This window comes from Streptomyces sp. NPDC006332 (genome assembly GCF_040612855.1).
In the GTDB taxonomy this organism is placed as follows: domain Bacteria; phylum Actinomycetota; class Actinomycetes; order Streptomycetales; family Streptomycetaceae; genus Streptomyces.
Genome location: NZ_JBEXRA010000023.1, coordinates 96,148 through 114,926, shown reverse-complemented (window position 1 = coordinate 114,926; position 18,779 = coordinate 96,148). Strand labels below are relative to the sequence as shown.

The 18,779-nt window shown below is 68.9% G+C and carries 13 protein-coding genes and 1 pseudogene; 8 read left to right on the top strand and 6 right to left on the bottom strand.

Features of this window, described 5'->3' with window-relative positions:
- Position 1 precedes the first annotated feature (1 nt).
- From ABZ027_RS21895 to ABZ027_RS21885, 3 genes are all read right to left on the bottom strand, one after another.
- On the bottom strand, positions 2 to 1,261 hold the full coding sequence (locus tag ABZ027_RS21895; RefSeq protein WP_356770765.1) for an AAA family ATPase: 1,260 nt from the start codon (positions 1,259 to 1,261) through the stop codon (positions 2 to 4).
- A 9-nt stretch (positions 1,262 to 1,270) separates the two neighbouring features.
- Complete coding sequence (gene cpaB, locus ABZ027_RS21890) at positions 1,271 to 1,978, bottom strand: Flp pilus assembly protein CpaB (protein ID WP_356770763.1); 708 nt, start codon at positions 1,976 to 1,978, stop codon at positions 1,271 to 1,273.
- An 88-nt stretch (positions 1,979 to 2,066) separates the two neighbouring features.
- Positions 2,067 to 3,017 carry a hypothetical protein gene (locus tag ABZ027_RS21885; protein WP_356770840.1) on the bottom strand — a complete coding sequence of 317 codons (951 nt, stop codon included), beginning with the start codon at positions 3,015 to 3,017 and terminating at the stop codon, positions 2,067 to 2,069.
- 451 nt (positions 3,018 to 3,468) lie between these two features.
- Between ABZ027_RS21885 and ABZ027_RS21880 the strand changes: the two genes are divergently transcribed.
- The gene (locus ABZ027_RS21880; RefSeq protein ID WP_356770761.1) at positions 3,469 to 5,124 is read left to right on the top strand and encodes a glycoside hydrolase family 18 protein; all 1,656 of its coding nucleotides are present in this window, start codon (positions 3,469 to 3,471) and stop codon (positions 5,122 to 5,124) included.
- A gap of 280 nt (positions 5,125 to 5,404) precedes the next feature.
- On the opposite strand, the gene ABZ027_RS21875 is transcribed toward ABZ027_RS21880, so the two are convergent.
- Both ABZ027_RS21875 and ABZ027_RS21870 read right to left on the bottom strand, forming a co-directional pair.
- Positions 5,405 to 6,577: a class I SAM-dependent methyltransferase gene (locus tag ABZ027_RS21875; RefSeq protein ID WP_356770759.1), complete on the bottom strand. Its 1,173-nt coding sequence runs from the start codon at positions 6,575 to 6,577 to the stop codon at positions 5,405 to 5,407.
- 236 nt (positions 6,578 to 6,813) lie between these two features.
- Positions 6,814 to 7,164, bottom strand: coding sequence for a hypothetical protein (locus ABZ027_RS21870; protein ID WP_356770758.1), 351 nt, complete (start codon positions 7,162 to 7,164; stop codon positions 6,814 to 6,816).
- An 87-nt stretch (positions 7,165 to 7,251) separates the two neighbouring features.
- Between ABZ027_RS21870 and ABZ027_RS21865 the strand changes: the two are divergent.
- The 4 genes and pseudogenes from ABZ027_RS21865 to ABZ027_RS21850 form a co-directional block, all read left to right on the top strand.
- Positions 7,252 to 7,380, top strand: a pseudogene (locus tag ABZ027_RS21865) (transcriptional regulator); the annotation flags it as partial.
- Positions 7,381 to 7,690: 310 nt separating this feature from the next.
- Positions 7,691 to 8,506 carry an MBL fold metallo-hydrolase gene (locus ABZ027_RS21860; RefSeq protein WP_356770756.1) on the top strand — a complete coding sequence of 272 codons (816 nt, stop codon included), beginning with the start codon at positions 7,691 to 7,693 and terminating at the stop codon, positions 8,504 to 8,506.
- 862 nt (positions 8,507 to 9,368) lie between these two features.
- Positions 9,369 to 10,067: a polyprenyl diphosphate synthase gene (gene uppS / locus ABZ027_RS21855; protein ID WP_356770838.1), complete on the top strand. Its 699-nt coding sequence runs from the start codon at positions 9,369 to 9,371 to the stop codon at positions 10,065 to 10,067.
- Entirely contained in the window at positions 10,064 to 11,527 is a 1,464-nt protein-coding gene (locus tag ABZ027_RS21850) for an oxygenase MpaB family protein (protein WP_356770754.1), read from the top strand. The genes uppS and ABZ027_RS21850 overlap by 4 nt, the downstream gene beginning before the upstream one ends.
- 624 nt (positions 11,528 to 12,151) lie before the next feature.
- On the opposite strand, the gene ABZ027_RS21845 is transcribed toward ABZ027_RS21850, so the two are convergent.
- Positions 12,152 to 12,502, bottom strand: a complete 351-nt coding sequence (locus ABZ027_RS21845) for a hypothetical protein (protein WP_356770752.1) — start codon at positions 12,500 to 12,502, stop codon at positions 12,152 to 12,154.
- Between the two features lie 269 nt (positions 12,503 to 12,771).
- On the opposite strand from ABZ027_RS21845, the gene ABZ027_RS21840 reads away from it, so the two are divergent.
- Genes ABZ027_RS21840 through ABZ027_RS21830 form a run of 3 tightly spaced genes read left to right on the top strand, consistent with a single transcriptional unit; the run spans position 12,772 to position 18,772 of the window.
- Entirely contained in the window at positions 12,772 to 13,362 is a 591-nt protein-coding gene (locus tag ABZ027_RS21840; protein ID WP_356770750.1) for a hypothetical protein, read from the top strand.
- Entirely contained in the window at positions 13,359 to 14,057 is a 699-nt protein-coding gene (locus tag ABZ027_RS21835; protein ID WP_356770748.1) for a hypothetical protein, read from the top strand. The genes ABZ027_RS21840 and ABZ027_RS21835 overlap by 4 nt, the downstream gene beginning before the upstream one ends.
- Positions 14,057 to 18,772 (top strand): putative T7SS-secreted protein, encoded by a 4,716-nt coding sequence (locus ABZ027_RS21830; protein ID WP_356770746.1) that lies wholly within the window; start codon positions 14,057 to 14,059, stop codon positions 18,770 to 18,772. Before ABZ027_RS21835 ends, ABZ027_RS21830 begins: the two co-directional genes overlap by 1 nt.
- The last annotated feature ends 7 nt before the right edge of the window (positions 18,773 to 18,779 follow it).

Sequence of the window (18,779 nt, the reverse complement as noted above, 5' to 3'; positions counted from 1 at the left end):
GCTAGTTCCCCAGCTCACGGCGTCGCCGGAAGCCGACCGCGGCCCGGTCGCCGCCGCGCATCCGGCCTGCCCGGTGACCGGGGCTGTCCGGGCCCTTGACCAGGCCCAGTTCGGCCGCGAGGGCCCACAGGGCCTGCTTCACCGTGCTCTTGCCGTCGAGTTCGTGGACGCGGCCGGCGTCCACCGCGCTCTGGAGTTCCTTGAAGTTGGCGGGGATCGCGATGCCCGCGACCGCCGTGCCGGTGATCTTCTGGATCAGCGGGGGCTGGATCTCCGTACCGCGGGTGTGGCGGTTGACGACGACGGTCGTCTCCTCGGCCTTGCGGATCTGCAGCCGGTCCCACATCCGCACGGTCCGCTTGGCGCCGCGGACGGCGACCACGTCGGGTGTGGTGACCAGCAGGGCGGTGTCCGCCATCTCCACGGCGGCGGCGCCCGCGCCGCCGAGCTGGGCGCCGCAGTCCACGACGACGACCTCGTAGCGGGAGCGCAGGGCGCTGACGATCTGGCGGGCGGCGCGGTCGGTGACCTCCTCGCCGCGTTCCCCCTCACCGGGGGCGAGCAGCAGCGCGACGCCGGTGTCGTGGGGGAAGACGGCGTCGGCGAGGACGCGGGGCGAGATGTCGGTGATGGCGGCGAGGTCGACGACCGAGCGGCGGAACTGGACGTCCAGGTAGGACGCGATGTCCCCGGTCTGCAGATCCATGTCGAGCAGGGCCGTGCTGCGTCCCGACGCCTGGGCGGCGAGGGCGAGGTGGATGGCGGTGAGGGTCGACCCCACGCCTCCCTTCGCCCCGCTGACCGTGACGACGGTGCCGCCGACGCCGGTGAACACGTCCCCACCCGCACCCAGATGACGCCGGACGCCCACCGACCACTGGGCGACCGCCTGGACGCGGCTGGCCAGTTCCTCGTAGCCCAGCGGCAGGGCGATCAGGCCACGGGCGCCGTAGTCCATGGCGGCCTGGAAGAGGCCGGGGCTGGCGTCGGAGGTGACGAGGATGACCCCGACGGCGGGGAAGCGGAGGGCGACCTCGCGGATGAGTTCCAGGGCCGGGACCGGACCGATGCGTTCGTGTACGACCACCACTTCGGGCAGTTCGTCGATCGACTCGGTGGCGAGGCGGGCGAGGGTGTCGATGAGCTGGGTGGAGTCGACCACCGGGGAGAGCGGTTCGGCGTCCGGGAGCTGGCTGAGCAGTGTGGTGATGGACCGGGCCGCGTCCGCGTCGCCGACCGCCGGGAGGATCCTCGTGGGCATGACGGCCTCTCACTTGTCCTTGGCGAGTTCGTAGCTGCGTTCCTGCTCCGGGACGGTGGTGTCGGTGCCGGGTGCGACGAGCGCGAGCCGGACCTCCTTGGCGAACGACTCGGCATACGTGATGCGCTGGGCGTCGAGGGTGGTGAGCGCGAAGGTGATCGGGACGGCCTTGGTCTCCTGCCGGGTGCGGTCATCCGTGTCCGGCTTGAGCACGGGAATCTCGCCGACGTCGATGACCCGGGCGTTGGTCACGATGATCTTGGACTGGTCGGGATCGACCTCCCGCTGCCCCTCGAAGGTGGCGTACACGTTGACCGACGCACCCGCCGTGATCTTTCCCGCCACACCGGTCGCCGCGTCGATCATGATGGCGACCTCCTGCTGCCCCGGCCGCAGGGCGGGCTGGTCGACGATCATGTCGCTCTGCAGCAGCGAGCCTTCCCGCAGCGTGGTCACGGCGATCTTGCCGCGGATCCGGGAGAGGTCGGTGACCGCGGTGTCCGGCAGCCAGCGCTCGGGCATCTCGGTCTTCTCGAACTGGCTTGCGCTGAGGCTGGTGTAGGGCTTCACGTCGGACTTCAGCCGGTACGCGGTGACCTCGGGTCCGACCTTGGACTTCACGTCGTTGATGACGGACAGCACGCCGGCGAAGGCGCCGAGCGCGCACAGGACCGACAGAAGCAGGAGTATCACGCCGCGGCGCTGACGGGAGTTCATGAACCGTACGACCTCGTCGGGGGGTTGGGTCTGGCGGAGTGTGGGTCTGGCGGGGCGGGCGGTACGGGTCCGGGTCGGCCGGCCCGGATCACCCGGCGGGGAGTTGGTTCCCGTACACGGGTGATACGTGGGACAGCGAGGATCCGGATGACGCGGGCGTCGCGGATGCGGGTGTTGTGGGTGATCCGGGTGTCGCCGGCGACACGGGCGCCGTCGCGGAGCAGAAGACGCAGCGATCGCCGATGACCTCGATGCCGCACCAGTGGCAGGTGTTCTGCCGTACCGAGGTGACCAGTTGGTAGAGCACCGACAGGTCCGGCAGGAAGGTGCAGAACTCGATCAGTCGGCCGGTGCCCCACCACAGCGCGGACTCGGCGGGCAGCGGCGCCTCACGCAGCCCCTGGACGCTCCAGGACTTGGCCAGGGTCGCGCTGACCCAGTCGGACTGGAGCTGCCCCCGGGCGACCAGCATCGAGGTGGTGAACTCCGGTCCCGCGAGGGTCGCGCCCGGTCCGATGCGGACGAGCTGCGGCTGCGGGTGGGCGAGGACACCGAACTGACTGCCCGGCATCCAGGACTTGGCGTGCGACTTCAGGCCCACCGGGACGCGGTCGAGCTTGGCGACGGAGCCGAGCAGCGCCCCCGCGTGCAGGTAGTGGGTGAGCAGCCGGGCGGCCGAGGCGAGCACGCCGGGGCTCAGGTCGCAGGAGGCGAGCTGCCGCAACTGGCGGGCCAGGACGGCGAGTCCGAGGGGCGGCAGATCAGGCCGGAAAAGAGCAATCCGGTCGGTTTCCAGGAGGGAACGGACGGTGAGCAGTCGCCGCTCGACCTCCCGGGGCACGGCCTGCGAGCACACGACGATCACATGCCCGTGCTGTTCGATGAGCGTCTGCAGAGCGGCCAGCGACTGGTCGAGCGGCTGACGGTCCAGGTCCGGCAGCACGGCGGCAGGCATGGTTCGATCGTCCTGCGGCGGCAGCGCCATGTCGGCGCTGGTCACGGCAATGACAGTTGGCACGCGCAGCTCCCCGAATCCCATGCCCATGAGCCCGCCCGGCGTCACTCCGGCCCGCCCGGTTGACTTCACTGCGTGACTTCCTGAGCACTTTATCCACGCATGTGTGGCCGGAGAACAGCGTTTCCGTGACTTCTCGGTCCCCTTGAGGACCCAAAAGGGGCTTATTTCCGTGCAGATGGGGCGCACTTGCCACGACCTCTCGTGCACGTCGGGCGAGTTGACCCCGCCCTCGCGACGAAACCACCGAGATCGATGAGGCCACCGCCGAGATCGATGAGGCCGCCGCGACCGCCGGACCGCCGGAACCCTTGACAGGTGAATTGGTCTGGACCAACTTGTAGGCACAGCGGTGGCCACCGTCGTCCCATGCCCCTCTCCCCCACCGGAGGCACCAGTGCGCCGCGAAACAGGCATGCCCGGACATCGCCACGAACCCAGACGGTTACGGACCCTCGCCCGATCTCTGACCGCGATGCTCGCTTTCTCTGTCGCCATCGGACTCACGGTCGCCGTCGCGGGCCAGGCGTCCGCCGCGGACGTCAACAACGTGAAGAACGCCGGCTTCGAGTCGGGACTGGCCAACTGGGCCTGCTCCGCCGGGAGCGGTACGACCGTCACCTCCCCGGTACACGGCGGCTCGGCCGCGCTGCGGGCGACGCCGGCCGGCCAGGACAACGCACGGTGCACCCAGACGGTCGCGGTCAAGCCCAACTCGACGTACACCCTGAGCGCCTGGGTGCGGGGCGGGTACGCCTACCTGGGTGCCACCGGCACGGGCACGACCGACGTGTCGACCTGGACCCCGGACTCCTCCTCCTGGAAGCAGCTGTCGACTACCTTCACCACGGGCTCCTCGACGACCTCGGTGACGGTGTACACCCACGGCTGGTACGGACAGGCGGCGTACTACGCGGACGACGTGTCGCTGTACGGCCCGGACGGCGGCGGTGGCGGCGACCCCGACCCGACGATCCCGGCGACACCGACCGGACTCGCCGTGACCGGGACGGCTTCCGCGTCCATCTCCCTGTCCTGGAGCACGGTCTCCGGCGCCACCGGCTACACCGTCTACCGCAACGGCACGAAGGCCACGGCGGTGACCGGAACCTCGGCGACGGTGACCGGCCTCGCGGCCTCCACGTCGTACACCTTCCAGGTCACGGCGACGAACGCGGCGGGCGAGTCGGCGAAGTCGGCGACGGTGACGGGCCGCACGACGGCCTCCTCGGGCGGCGGGGGATCCCTGCCCAAGCACGCCGTGACGGGTTACTGGCAGAACTTCAACAACGGCGCCACGGTGCAGAAACTCTCGGACGTCCAGTCCCAGTACGACATCATCGCGGTGGCCTTCGCGGACGCCACCACGACGCCGGGCGCCGTCACCTTCACCCTCGACTCGGCCGGCCTCGGCGGCTACACCGTCGACCAGTTCAAGGCGGACGTGAAGGCGAAGCAGGCGGCGGGCAAGAAGGTCATCGTCTCGGTCGGCGGCGAGCGCGGCGCGGTGTCGGTGAACGACTCGACGTCCGCGACCAACTTCGCGAACTCGGTCCACGCCCTGATGCAGACGTACGGCTTCGACGGCGTCGACATCGACCTGGAGAACGGCCTCAACGCGACGTACATGACGCAGGCGTTGCGCTCTCTGTCGTCCAAGGCGGGCCCGTCCCTGGTCCTGACCATGGCCCCCCAGACGATCGACATGCAGTCGACGTCCAACGCCTACTTCCGGACCGCGCTGAACCTGAAGGACATCCTCACGGTCGTCAACATGCAGTACTACAACAGCGGTTCCATGCTCGGCTGCGACGGCAAGGTCTACAGCCAGGGCTCGGTCGACTTCCTCACGGCGTTGGCCTGCATCCAGCTGGAGGGCGGCCTCTCCCCGTCCCAGGTGGGCCTGGGCCTCCCGGCGTCACCGAGCGGCGCGGGCAGCGGGTATGTCTCCCCGTCCGTGGTGAACAACGCGCTGGACTGCCTGACGAAGGGGACGGGGTGCGGGTCGTTCAGGCCGTCGCGGACGTATCCGGAGCTGCGGGGGGCCATGACCTGGTCGACCAACTGGGATGCGCGGGCGGGGAACGCTTGGTCTGGGGCGGTGGGGCCGCACGTGCACGGTCTGCCGTAGGCCGGACGTGAGGCCGGGGCGGCGCTGGTGTGAGTGCGGCGCTGCCCTCGACTAGCGTGATGATCCCGGACGTGGTGGATCCAGATGCCAAGGTTTTTCGTCCAGTGACAGCCCGACATGTCTGTCAGTGTGGCCCTGGCCAGGGTGTTCGCCCCCCCGCCAGGGCCACGGTGCCACCCGCTCCGGCCGGACGCGTTCGCCGGCCGTCAGGCGATGTCGTCGCGACGGATCCGGGCGTCACCGCGTGCGAACACGGAATCGCCCGGCCGCTCGTTCGCGGTCAGTCTGCCGAGCCAGTGCCCGCGAACCAACGACTCGGCGGCCAACGCTCTTCGGTATTCAGTCCCTTGTCGATGAACACGATGTTGTGATGCGCGTGCACGCCGGTCACCAACCGCTCCGTGAGGAGGGGAGCGGGGCCGCCCTCCCGCATCTGTTCCTGGTGGTTCAAGCCGTCCAGCAGTGACTTGATCATGCTCATCGAGGTGCCGGAGGCCTTGGGGTCGGGATTCCCGCCCCAGTCCGGCCAATAGGAGGTCTGGAGGTCCTCAACCACGTACATCCCGCCGGGACGCACATGCGGGAGGAGCGCGTGGAACGAGGCGATGACATGGTCACTGATGTGGCTTCCGTCGTCGATCACGATGTCGAACGGCCCGTGCTCCCGGGCCAACGCCTCAAGGAATTGCTGATCGCCCTGGTCGCCCTGCAGGAGCTGGACGCGGGGTTCGGCAAGACCGCTCTTGTCGAAGAGATCGAGCCCGTAGATCATCCCGCGCCGGAAGTAGTGCTTCCACATGCGCAGCGACTCCCCACCGGCGTCAACGGCCTTGTAGCCGCCGACACCGATCTCCAGCACCTTCACCTGCTGCTCGCGGTAGGGCTCGAAGTACCGTTCGTACAGCGGGGTGTACCAGTGCGCGCCCCACTTGTCGGACCCGAATGCGACGGCCAGGTCGGTCAGGCTGCGACGGTGCTGCCCCAGGGCGTCCAGCAACTGCCGGAGTGCGGCGACAGTTTCGGCACGTCGGCGGGTCACCGGATCGGCCGGGTCCATGGCCGGGAAGGTCTCGCCCTCCCTGATCGACACCTCGCGTGTCGCGCCGTGGTTGCCCGCGGGGCCGAAGACCTCCCGCAGCAGATCGACCAGATCCTGCTTGATCGTGGCCTGGGCGTCCTCGCTACTGCCCGCCTCGATGGCGATCTTCTCCGGGCCGAGGTGGACGACGCAGTCGACTCGAGCCGAGCCGAAGGCGAAGTGGCACTGGATGAGTACCTGCTCGGTCGGCCCGGGCAGCAGGGCGGTACGGCCCGTCACCTCGGCCAGGACCACCTCCGCGACGGCAGCCGGACCCAGTTCGGCGACTCGCGCGGAGATCTCCGATGCGGGCGCCGCAGCGGCCGAGACGACGTTTTCGATCAGCAACTGATGATTCTTGTCGGGTGTGGTCACGAATACCTCCAGGGAACCGTCTCGCTGTCAATGAGCGACTTTCACTCTATCCAGGCGAGACCTCCATTCCCTCGAGGCGAGGGTCCCCTATTTCGCGGCCTCCACGGACGGCTGGAAGAAAAGGTTCGACCCTTTCTCTAAAGGCCGTGTGGCGGATTCTGAGCAGGTCTGCGAATCCGTTGATCAGATTAATCCAGGATTTCCTCCCCGGAATGGTGCCAGGAAACTGATCAGGGTCATTGCATGATCGAGATCTGTCTGGGTTCGTCACGTGAGACCGAGGGCTCGGAGGGGTCGGTGGTAGTCGCGGCTGGTGCGGCGGAGGTCGGCGGCGATGTTGGTCTGGCCGCGTCCTGGCGGAAGACGCTGATGGCGAGGTTGCGCAGGGAGGCCATGGCGCGCGGCAGGGTGCCGGTGCGGACCTTGGAGTCGTCCTCGCGGAACGCGCGGTCCCGCACGTGGTGCAGGAGGTTCTCGATCTTCCAGTGGCCTCTGATCCAGGTGGCGGGCTCGGTGCAGGTGGCGTCGAAGACACCCAGGCTGGTGATCAGGTAGACGCGCTCGATGGTCAGCTTCCCGGTGCTCAAGTCGCGTCGCCACCGCACGACTTGGATCGCCTGGCGGGCGTCGAGGGCCGGTGCGACGGGTGATCGCGGTCGATGGCAAGGTGGTTGGCTTTGGTGAGCCTGGCCCGCATCAACGGGCGGGGCTGGTGGGAGCGTTATCGCGGAGCCCTCGCCCCCGGACTCCTGGACATCGCCGAGTTGGAATCGCATGCCGTGCGCATGCGGACGGCCCACACCGCCGGACAGGTTCAGGAGAAGAAGGCGTACAGCCAGCGCTCGGTCGACATCCCAGGTGGGCCTGGGCCTGCCAGCCTCACCGAGCGGCGCGGGGCAGCGGGTACGTATCACCGTCCGTGGTGACGCGCTGGACTGCCTGACGAAGGGTACGGGCTGCGGGTCGTTCTAGCCGTCCCGGACGTATCCGGATCTGCGGGGCGCGGGTCCGTTTCGGCGCCACGCCCGCAGTTCGAGGCGCCGCTGCCCTCTCCTCCCATGCTCGGGAAAATCACCTGCCCACGGCCAAGACGTATCGCTAGGGTCTCCTGTCATGCAACTGACAGTTCTCGGTGGCTGCGGCGCGTGGCCCACAGCGGTCCAGGCATGCAGCGGCTACCTCGTCGAACACGCCGGATTCCGCCTGCTCATCGACCCCGGATACGCCACCCTGCCGCTCCTGCTCCAGCACAGCACCGTCGACGCGGTCGACGCCGTGCTCGTCAGCCATGGGCACCCCGACCACTGCGCCGACCTCAACCCCCTCTTACGGGCCCGGGGGCTGAGCGATGACCCGCCGCCCGCCCTGCCCCTCTACGCCCCGCACGGCGCGCTCGACGCCGTTCTGGCGCTCGACAAACCGAGCATGCTCGCCAAGGCGTACCACCTTCACGGGTTCGCCCCTGGCGACCGGTTCGACATCGGCCCCTTCACCACCGATACCTGGCTCCTGCCGCACTTCGTACCCAACGCGGGTATTCGGCTCACGACGCCCGAGGCCACCCTCGCCTACACCGGCGACACCGGCCCCAGCCCCGATATCTCGCGGCTCGCGCAAGGCGCCGACCTGTTCCTGTCGGAAGCCACGTACATCCACCAGGTACCGACCGCCGACGCCCCGTACCTGCTGACCGCCCGCCTGGCCGGCCAGTACGCCCACCAGGCGGACACCGCCCGGCTCATGCTCACCCACCTCTGGCCGGGCACGGATCCGACGAGCGCCAGAGAAGTAGCCGCGGCAGCCTTCGATCGCCGCATCGAGGTCGCCACCCCCGGCCTCGTCACCAGGCTTCGCGAGGACGGTCAGAGGCCCACCAGCGCGAGCAACACGACACCGGTCAGAGCAGGTGATCGGCCTTGCCCGCCTTGATGGGGCGCGCACTGGTGGAAGGGTTCCGGGGCGCCGCGTCGGATCACCCGGGTGAGCGGTGGTCGCGCTACACCCCACCTCCGCCGCCAAAAACGGACTGGCCAGCCGACACGGCGTAGTGAGCATTGAAGTGCTCTCCCTCGTGTAACGAGGGAGATTCCTGCCTACCTTGCGGTGGCGGGCTTGACGCCACGGGGACGCCTGACGACTGCCCTCCCGGGGCCTGGTCCTCCCGGCTGCCCGGCGTGGTGAAACCACAGGCTGAGCAGCGCAGGGAGGTGCCGGGGGCGGGAACCTTGTGCAAGGCGCCGCCACAGCGGGCGGTCTTGTACGTCAGCATCGTCACGGTGCGGCCCCATGCCTCCTGGCTGATGGAGCGGTTCAGGCCGGACTTCTGGGCGACGTTCTTCCCGGGTTCCCCGATGGTGCCCGGGCGGACTTGACCATGTTCTTGATGTTGAGCTGTTCGACCACGACGGTGCCGTACTGCCTGGCGATGGCGGTGGTGGTCTTGTGCTGCCAGTCAACGGCGCGGCGCTAGCGCTCGGACAGATTCGATCGTACGAGTCAAGGGTGACGGCCACTCGTTCGGCCGGTCAGGGCCCTTTCGCGCTGTCAGACTCCCGGCAGGGAACGCGCCGGTGGGGCGTGGGCGAGGCGGGAGCGGCGAGGCAGGGCGGGCGTGACCGAGCGCGGTACGACCGGTCGTGCCGCTCCGGACGGGGCGGGGCCGGGCGTGACGGACCACGGCGTGCCACGCGCACGCGCGGTGACAGAGGACCAGCCGGGCGGGCGACAGTGCGGTGGCGGACCCGGCGGGCAGCGGCGGGACGAGGGGACGGCGCGTGCGGGGCCGCAGCACGTGGCCTGCGTGATGGACGGCAACGGCCGTTGGGCGCAGCGGCGTTCGCTTCCCCGTACTGCGGGTCACCGGGCCGCGGAGACCGCCGTCATCGACGTCATCGAGGCGGCCCGGGCCGCCGGTGTGGAGTGGCTCAGCCTGTATGCCTTCTCCACCGAGAACTGGAACCGCCCTGGCACCGAGGTCGAATTCCTGATGCGTCTGGTGCGCCGGGTTGTGCGCAAGCATGCGCCGCTGCTGCTCGCGCGCGGCATCCGCTGCCGTTTCCTCGGGGTAGCCGACCCGCGCATTCCCCGTGAACTGGCCCAGGACTTCGACGACTTGGCGGTGCTGACCGCCGACAACCGGGGGATGACGCTGACCGTCGCCTTCGACCACGGCGGGCGCCGGGACATCGTCGAGGCCGCAAGGTCGCTGATCCGCAGCGGGACGCCCGCCGACGAGGTGACCGAGCGGCTTTTCGCGGACCACCTGCCTTTCCCCGACACCCCCGATGTGGATCTGGTCATCCGCACCTCCGGTGAGCAGCGCATCTCCAACTTCATGCTCTGGCAGGTCGCCTACGCCGAGTGGGTCTTCCCCCAAGTGCTCTGGCCGGACTTCCGGGCTCCCGACTTCCTCTCCTGCCTGCGCACCTACCGGCGCCGCGACCGCCGCTTCGGCGGCGTGCCCCACCGGACGAATGGAGACCCCTCATGACCACCGAATCCCCGGGAACGGCCGACGAGCCATCCCTGTTCGGCCCGAAATCGCAGTTCAGCGCCTTCTTCGACGACCCGCGCTGGGCCCTGGCCGTGATCCGCGCCACCGTACTGGAGGCCGCTCACCCGCAGATCGGCGCCGCCCTCATCGACAACTCCACCTTCGTCGCCCACCCCTGGCGCCGGCTGCGCAACACCTTCCTCAGCATGCGGCGCATGTTCGGCACCGACCCGGCGGTACGCGAACGGGAGGCCGCCCGACTCAACCGGCTGCACGCCCGCATGAGCGGCTCCGACTCCCGCGGCCGCGCCTACGACGCGATGGACCGCGCGACCCGCGCCTGGGTGGTCGCCACCCTCTTCGAGAGCGCCGTCACCATGTGCCGGCTGAGCGGCCAGCCGCTCGACCAGGACACGATGGATCGGATGTACGCGGAGTACCGCGTTTTCCTCGCCGCGCTCGACGGCGACGCCGCAGAACTCCCCAAGGACCTGAACGACTTCTGGCGATACTTCGACCGGGTTGTCGAAAACGAGCTGGAGAACACCGAGGCGGCCCGCGTCATCCTTTATCGGCTCTTCGACCACCTGCCCGCCCCTGCGCTGCTCGACGGCGCGCCGACACTGTGGGCGGCCGGCCGCGCTGTCGCCGGTCCGCTCCTCGGCGCGATCACCGTCGCCTCGCTCCCCGAGCCCTACCGGCGCCGGGCCGGCCTGCCCGAGATGCCCGGCGCCCCAATCCTCATGCAGGGCGCCTACCTCGCCGCCGGGCTCGCCCGATTCCTGCCCGAGGGCTGGATCAACGCCGAAAGCATCATCGAAGCCCTCTCACTCTCGCCGGACAGCGACGACCCCCGCGCCCGCACCGTAACCGCCCTGCGCGCCCGCCTGAAGCGGGCATCGGCCCTGCTCCGCCTCCTCACACCACTGAGCGGCGACACCACCCCCGACCCGGCCCCTTCGGCGGGCTCAGAAGAGAACCGACGCTCGGCGGAGGAGTTCTTCCGCCGAGTGCTGGACCAGACCGGCGACGGCCACCTCGACTGGCCTGACCTCGCCGCCATGGCACGCGAACTCTCCACCCGCCTCGACCTGGACGAACCCGAGGAGGCCCGGCTCTACGACGCCTTCGCCGCCTGGTGGCGCGAGCTCCAGGCCGCCCTCGACACGGACGGCGACGGCCGCGTCAGCGCCGAGGAGTACGCCACCGCCGTCCCGTCCCTCGCCGGACCCGCGCTCATCCGCGTTGCCGAGGTCCTCTTCGACGCCACCGACAAGGACGGCAACGGGAGCATCGACGCGGACGAGTACCGGACCCTCTTCCGCACCGCCTTCCACCGCGACCTCACAACCACCGACGGCGCCTACGGCCGGAGCGCCTTCGTGGGCGACTTCCTCTCCTTCATGGCGGGCCGCCGCACGGGCACCCTGTACGACCCCCTCCTCGCCGACGCCTAACGAGCTCGTGCATGGGTTGGCGGCCACGGCTGCACGCTCCTGCACCTACGTCCCTTCTTGCGACTCGGTACCTGCGAAACGCCCCTCAAGGGGTCATGCTGACCGCCGGATGGTCGAGGTCGAGGGCGGTGCGCTGGCTAACGAGCAAGTGGGGATCACTGACTTCGGCGTTTTAGGGTCAGTTCGGTCTGTCGAGGGTGTGGCCGGTGCCGGCGAGGAATCCGCTGAGGGTGTTGTGCCGGTACTGCAGCGCCTTGAGCCGCCTGCGGAGCAGGTTCTCCAGCTCGCTGCGGGTGCGGGCGGCAGGTTGGCCAGGCTCCGCTTGATCTTCGGGGCGCCCGTCTGCCGTAGCAGCGTCCAGATCAAGCTGAGCGGTCCCGCTCCCCCACTGCCTCGGCAGGAGAACGGGGCCGTCGACGACTTGGTCAGTCGATCCGCGCGCCGGCTGGTTCGGCGAAGGATCATGCCAGTTCACCAAGTCGGGCTGGGTCCCGTTCCAAGCCCTTCAGGCTCAGGCGAGGCGGGCTTAGCGGGCGGCGTCTAGGCGGCTGCTGCCGTCGATGACCACGTGGGTGGTGTCCGGCCCGGGTGAGTGTGACGGCTCACCCGGGCCCTGCTGTCGTCTCAGTAGCTGTAGAACGCCCGGTCCGACGAGTACAGGTCGTCGGCCACCGTGGCGAGCAGGTCATCGCTGGCGCCCCGGTCGCACGCATCGCTCAGGCCCTTCTCGAACGCCTCGATGCTGCTCGTCGCCGGGGCCCGGTCGCCCTCGGCGCCGTCCGTGCCCTTCGCGGCAGTCAGCAGCTCCTCGGCCGCGTCCCAGCGCCCGCTGTCGGCCAGGCGCCCTGTCCAGTCCGAGCAGCTCTGCGCCCCGTACGGCACCGCAGAGTCCTCGCCGCCGCCGGAGCCGCCGCACGCGGTGACGGTGGCCGCCAGCACGGCGACGGTCGCAATGATCAGGCCCGTCCTTCTCATCAGGTGTCCCCTCCCAGCCTGACCCTCCCCGGCCCGGCGCGGAGGCTATTGAAGCACCTGGGCCAGCGCGCGGCGGCATTCGGCGATGGCGGGGTCGGGGTCGGGGTCGGGGTCGGGGTCGGGGTCGGGGTCGGGGTCGGGCCAGCAGAACAGGCGGTCCACGCTGCTCAGTGAAGTTCGCGCACTCGACGCCGACCTGACAGCCGGATCCCGCCACGGCCGGTGATCTGCATTGCGTACGACAATATGCCAATGTGATGATCCTGGGCATGGCTGAAGAAGGGTGCAGGGGCCCGGAGATACCCAGGTCACGGCTGTACGACCTCCTGGAGACGGCCGACCCGGACGACACCGTCAGGCAGTCACCGCAGGACAGCGATGAACCGCCATCGTCCGGCGCACCGTTGAGCGCTACCGTGCCGCCGACCGCCGCAGCCCCCTCTCCACGCACCGCGGACGACGTCGCCCGCGCCCGCGCCCGCCAGGAGTTCGCCGCGCTACTCGGTGGGTTCCGCCGTACGCCCGTACTCGTCCCCCTCGACGACAACGAAGACCCCTTGGTCGGTGACTACCGCGGCGTGCGCTGGATCTACGCCTTCTCGGACGAGTCGGCGCTGGCCAGGTTCGCGATCGCGAGGGGTGAAGGTTCGCGGGAGTGGGCGTATCAGCGGGTGCTGGGAGCCCGGCTGCTGGATGCCGCGGTCCCGGCGGTGGGCGTGCCGTGCGGGGTGGCCCTGGACGTGGGGAGCGAGGACGACGGTGTGCTGTTCCCGCCGGTTGTGGGGATCGTGCCGGACGCGGTGGCTGTGGACGTGGAGACGGCGGACGTGGAGACGATGGACGGGGAGGAGCCGCGGTGAGCGGTGGTGGTGAGGGCGGCGGCAAGGACATCAAGGCGGCGGGCCTGGATGGCATCGCCAAGGGGATCAACCTCACGCTGGAGGAGTTGAAGGAACTCGGTACCGACAGCGTTGCCGGGCAGGGCCGGGGTTTCGCGGACCTGGCGCTGTCCGGGCTGGACTTGGGGCATGAGGATCTGACGTCGGCGTTGTCGTCGTTCTGTGAGCGCTGGGAGTGGGGTGTGCGGGCGCTGGTGGAGGAGGGCAACCTGTTCGCGCACCACGTGGGTCTTGCGGCCGGGACGTTGTACGAGACGGATCAGTACGTCGGGGGCACCCTGAAGATCGCCGCGAACTCGCTGGCGGGTAACCCGTATCTGTCCGAGGACGAGGCCGCGAAGCAGGACTGGAGCGACATCGCCACCAGCGGTCTCGACTCCATGAAGAACCCTGACTACAGCAAGGAGTCCTTCGAGCAGGCCTGGGACAACAGCAAGCAGGGCTGGAACGACGCGGCCCGGGACGTGATGACGTCCCAGGCGATGGCCGGGCCGATCCCGAGCCCGCTGAACTACCAGCAGGCCATAGGCGCCGACGATGAGCAGTACGAGGACCTGATGGACGCCGCCTTCACGCCCTCCGCCGAGGAGCGGGCCCAGGCGGCGGCCGGGCAGCCGGAACCGCAGCAGTCCCCGCGGGGCGGGGAGAACGGCTGATGGGCTTCGGTGATGTGGTCGACTCCGGCCTGGGCAAGCTCGAGGACGTCGGAAACGCCGCCACGAAACTCGTCGGCGAGGGCGTCGACAAGGGCTCGGACCTTCTCGCGGACGGTCTGGATTACGTCGGAGCCGACGGCGCGGCCAAGGTGGTCGAGTACGTCGGCGACCAACTCGCCTCCGACCTCGGTGCCACGCCCGGTGAGAAGCAGCTCGGCGAGAGTGACCTGGCCGCCCAGCTGGTCCACGGCAGTGTTTCGGCGATCCGGGCCTCCGCCTCCCACCTGAAGGACTTCCGCACGTCCTTCGACACGGTCGGCGAGGGAATGCGGAAGCTGGACTCCTCGCACTGGAAGGGCGAGGCCGCCGACACCTTCCGTGAGAAGTTCGCCATGCATCCCCCCAAGTGGCTGCATGCGGCGGACGCCTGCGACAAGGCGGGCAAGGCGCTGAGCGACTTCGCGGACACGGTCGCGTGGGCACAGGCCCAGGCACGGGACGCCATCGACCTGTATGCGAAGGGCACGAAGGCGTCCGAGCAGGCGGTGGCGGCGTACAACAAGCGCGTCGACGCCTACAACGCCCGGATCAAGGCGGACGAGGACCCCGGTCCGCGTCCGGAACCCTTCTCCGACCCCGGCGCGGCGGACATCAAGCGGGCCCAGGAGATCCTGGCAGAGGCCCGCCGCCAGCGAAACGACGCCGGCCGTACCGCCGCCGCCTCGGTCCGCGCCGCCCTCGCCCACGCCCCCGCTGAACCGTCGCGGCTCGACCAGATCGGGTCCAACCTCAAAGACGGCTACCTGGCGGTCAACACCGAGCTCACCCACGTCGTGGGCGGTGTGGTCAAGGGCACGGCCGGCGCGGTGACCTTCGTCCGCGGCCTCAACCCGGTCGACGGCTACAACCTCACCCACCCCGCGCAGTACCTCCAGAACGTCAGCATGACGATCACCGGCCTCGTCTCCACGGCCACCCATCCCGATCGCGTACTGAAGTCCGCGTGGGAGGGCTTCAAGAAGGACCCGGCCGAGGGCATCGGACGGCTGATCCCCGAACTGGTCGGGGGTAAGGGGCTGGGGCTGGCTCGGGGCGGGGTGAAGGAGGGGCTGGCGGAAGCGGCAGAGGCAGGGGCTCGCCGGACGGCGAAGGACGCCGCCGAGGACTCTGCCCGGAATTCAGTGTCCGATGGCCCCGAACGGAGGTCCCGCACGGAGGACGCTGTTGAGAAAAGGGGCTCGGACCCGATCGACTTCGCCACCGGCAAGATGTACCTGCCGCAGACGGACGTCACGCTCCCCGGTGCCCTCCCGCTCGAGCTCAAGAGGCGGGTGGAGTCCGGTTACCACCTTGGCCGCTGGTTCGGCCCATCTTGGTCCTCTACCTTCGACCAGCGCCTGGAAATCGACTCCGAGGGCGTCATATTCGTCACTCAGGACGGTTTGCTGCTCGCCTTTCCGCACCCGGCACCCGGTCTGCCCACCCTCCCCTCCCACGGCCCGCGCTGGCCGCTGAATCGCGAGGACGACGGGTATACGGTCACGGACCCGCTCACGCATCGCGTCTGGCACTTCGCCGACCGAGGCGACGACCTGGCGGTCCTGGAACAGATCGACGACCGCAACGGCAACTGGATCACCTTCGAGTACGACGCCGAGGGCACCCCACTCGCCGTTGTCTCCAGTGCTGGGCAGCACATTCGGGTCAGCACCGAGGCAGGCCGGGTCACCGCGTTCCATCTGGCAATTACAGGCGAGGAGCTGAAGCGCTACGCCTACACGAACGGCAACCTCACCGAGGTCATCAACTCATCGGGGCTGCCGCTGCGTTTCACGTACGACGACGCGGGGCGTGTCACTTCGTGGACGGACACCAACGACCGCAGCTACACCTACGAGTACGACGACCAGGACCGCTGCATCGCCGAAGGTGGCGCCGCCGGTCACATGAGCCTGCGCGTCACCTACGACGGCACCGACCCGGAAACCGGCCTTCGAGTCACGACGACCACGACCGGCGAGGGCCACACCAGCCGCTTCCTGATCAACGACTCGTGCCAAGTCGTCGCCGATGTCGACCCAATGGGCGCCGTCACCCGATACCAGCGTGACCGCTACAACCGTCTGCTGTCCCGGACGGATCCCCTCGGCCACACCACGACGTTCCGCTACGACGAGACGGGCAACCTCCTCACCCTGACCCGCCCGGACGGCCGCGAGGCGAAAGCCGAGTACAACGAGCTCGGCCTTCCGGTGAAGGTGGTGAACCCGGACGGCACGGTCATACGCCAGACGTACGACGACCGCGGCAACCGCACCTCGGTGACAGACCCGGCGGGTCTGACCACCCGGTTCACTCACAACGAGGCAGGCCATCTGACCTCGGTGACCGACCCGCTCGGCCACACCACAACGATCGACTGCGACGGCGCGGGTCTTCCGTTGGAGATCACGGACCCGCTCGGCAGGGTGACGCGCTACGAACGTGACGCTCTCGGCCGACCTGTCACGCTCACGGAACCGACGGGCGCCGTGACCCGCCTGGAGTGGACGGTCGAAGGCCACCTGACCCGCCGTACGACCGCCGACGGCACGAGCGAGTCACGGACGTACGACGGCGAGGGCAACTGCACCAGCCACACGGACCCGATGGGCCAGGTCTCACACTTCGAGTACACGCACTTCGACCTGCTGACAGCCCGGACCGACCCGGACGGGGTGCGCTACGAGTTCGACCACGACAAGGAACTGCGGCTGACGAAGGTCACCAACCCGCAGGGTCTGACGTGGACTTACGACTACGACGCGGCCGGACGCCTGATCACGGAGACGGACTTCGACGACCGCACCCTCACATACACGTACGACCCGGCAAACCGCCTCACCTCCCGGACCAACGCGCTCGGTGACATGGTGACCTTCGACCGGGACGAGTTGGGACGAACGGTCCGCAAGGACGCAGCCGGCCGGGTCACGACGTACGCGTACGACCTGACCGACCAGCTCGCCCAGGCGGCGGGACCGGACGGTACCTCACTCACCCTGCTGCGGGACCGCTTCGGCCGCCTGCGGTCGGAGACCGTCGACGGACGCGAACTGACGTACACCTACGACGAGTGGGGACGCCGAACGGGTCGTACGACCCCGACCGGGGCGACAACGACATGGACGTACGACAGCGCCGGGCGCCGCACCGGCATGACCGCCTCCGGCCGCTCCATCGGCTTCACCTACGACATGGCAGGCCGCGAACTGACCCGCCGCATAGGCGAGACGGTCACTCTGGAGCACGACTTCGACGAACTCGGCCGTCTGACCAACCAGTCGGTGACAGGCGCGACCGGCCGCACGGTCCAGTCCCGCACATACACCTACCGCGCCGACGGGAACCTGACCGGCATCGACGACCAGCTGACCGGCTCCCGCCGCTTCGACCTGGACGCGGCAGGCCGGGTCACAGCAGTGCACGCGGCGAACTGGACGGAGAGATACGCCTACGACGAGGCCGGCAACCAGACGTCAGCCTCCTGGCCGACAGCCCACCCCGGCGCGGAGGCAACCGGCGATCGCGCCTACACGGGCACCCGCATCACCAGCGCGGGCAACGTCCGCTACGAACACGATTCCCTCGGCCGCATCACCCTGCGCCAGAAGACCCGCCTGTCCCGCAAACCGGACACCTGGCGCTACGAATGGGACGCCGAGGACCGCCTGACATCGGTGACGACTCCGGACGGCACCCGCTGGCGCTACACCTACGACCCCTTGGGCCGCCGGACGGCGAAGCTTCGCCTGGCGCCGGACGGCGAAACCGTCGTCGAACGCGTCGACTTCACCTGGGACGGGACGACCCTGTGTGAACAGACGACAACGTCCCCGACACTGCCGAACCCCGTCACCCTCACCTGGGACCACCAAGGTCTGCGCCCCATCGCGCAAACGGAACGCATCACCGCGACCGCCGCCGCACAGGATGAGATCGACTCCCGCTTCTTCGCCATCGTCACCGACCTCGTCGGCACCCCGAACGAACTCATCGACGAGCAGGGCGACATCGCCTGGCACACCCGCAGCACCCTTTGGGGCACGACGGCCTGGGCGGCCAACAGCACCACGTACACCCCCCTGCGCTTCCCAGGCCAGTACTACGACCCCGAAACCGGCCTTCACTACAACTACTTCCGCCACTACGACCCCGAAACGGCCCGCTACCTCACCCCCGACCCACTGGGGCTCACCCCAGCCCCCAACCCAACCTCCTACGTTCACAACCCGCACATCGGATCCGATTCGCTCGGGCTTGCGCCAGATTATCCTGACGGCGAAAATTCTCGAGGGCCGTTCGACTTCCGAGAGGCTAACCCAAATTACCCTGCAGACGGAGCGGCAACCGAAGCCATGAGGTCCGCACCAATCGGCGGGAATATCGACTGTTCAGAGATCGCTGAGTACATCCTCAGAGAATCTGGCGGGCAAGGGAAAATAGTCAACTTCACCACACGCAATAGTCCCGCCATCAACATCCCCGAGAATTCAGGGAAGGTAGTTACGGAATATCGATACCACGACGTCTACACAGACGGGAGATATGTATACGACCCTGCAATGAGCCCCAATCCGATTCCGTACGGGGACTTCGAGCGAGCCATTCGACTACTCAACCCAGGAAAGAAACTCATTGTTCAAGATGGAGGGTACTCTGGACCCCTCTGGTGATACGCGA

Excerpts from the sequence above, each read along its gene's own strand:
- ABZ027_RS21880 (WP_356770761.1), top strand. The coding sequence starts at position 3,469 with ATGCTCGCTTTCTCTGTCGCCATCGGACTCACGGTCGCCGTCGCGGGC.
- ABZ027_RS21885 (WP_356770840.1), bottom strand. The coding sequence starts at position 3,017 with ATGGGATTCGGGGAGCTGCGCGTGCCAACTGTCATTGCCGTGACCAGC.
- ABZ027_RS21850 (WP_356770754.1), top strand. The coding sequence starts at position 10,064 with ATGACCACCGAATCCCCGGGAACGGCCGACGAGCCATCCCTGTTCGGC.
- ABZ027_RS21860 (WP_356770756.1), top strand. The coding sequence starts at position 7,691 with ATGCAACTGACAGTTCTCGGTGGCTGCGGCGCGTGGCCCACAGCGGTC.
- ABZ027_RS21895 (WP_356770765.1), bottom strand. The coding sequence starts at position 1,261 with ATGCCCACGAGGATCCTCCCGGCGGTCGGCGACGCGGACGCGGCCCGG.
- ABZ027_RS21845 (WP_356770752.1), bottom strand. The coding sequence starts at position 12,502 with ATGAGAAGGACGGGCCTGATCATTGCGACCGTCGCCGTGCTGGCGGCC.
- ABZ027_RS21830 (WP_356770746.1), top strand. The coding sequence starts at position 14,057 with ATGGGCTTCGGTGATGTGGTCGACTCCGGCCTGGGCAAGCTCGAGGAC.
- ABZ027_RS21840 (WP_356770750.1), top strand. The coding sequence starts at position 12,772 with ATGGCTGAAGAAGGGTGCAGGGGCCCGGAGATACCCAGGTCACGGCTG.
- cpaB (WP_356770763.1), bottom strand. The coding sequence starts at position 1,978 with ATGAACTCCCGTCAGCGCCGCGGCGTGATACTCCTGCTTCTGTCGGTC.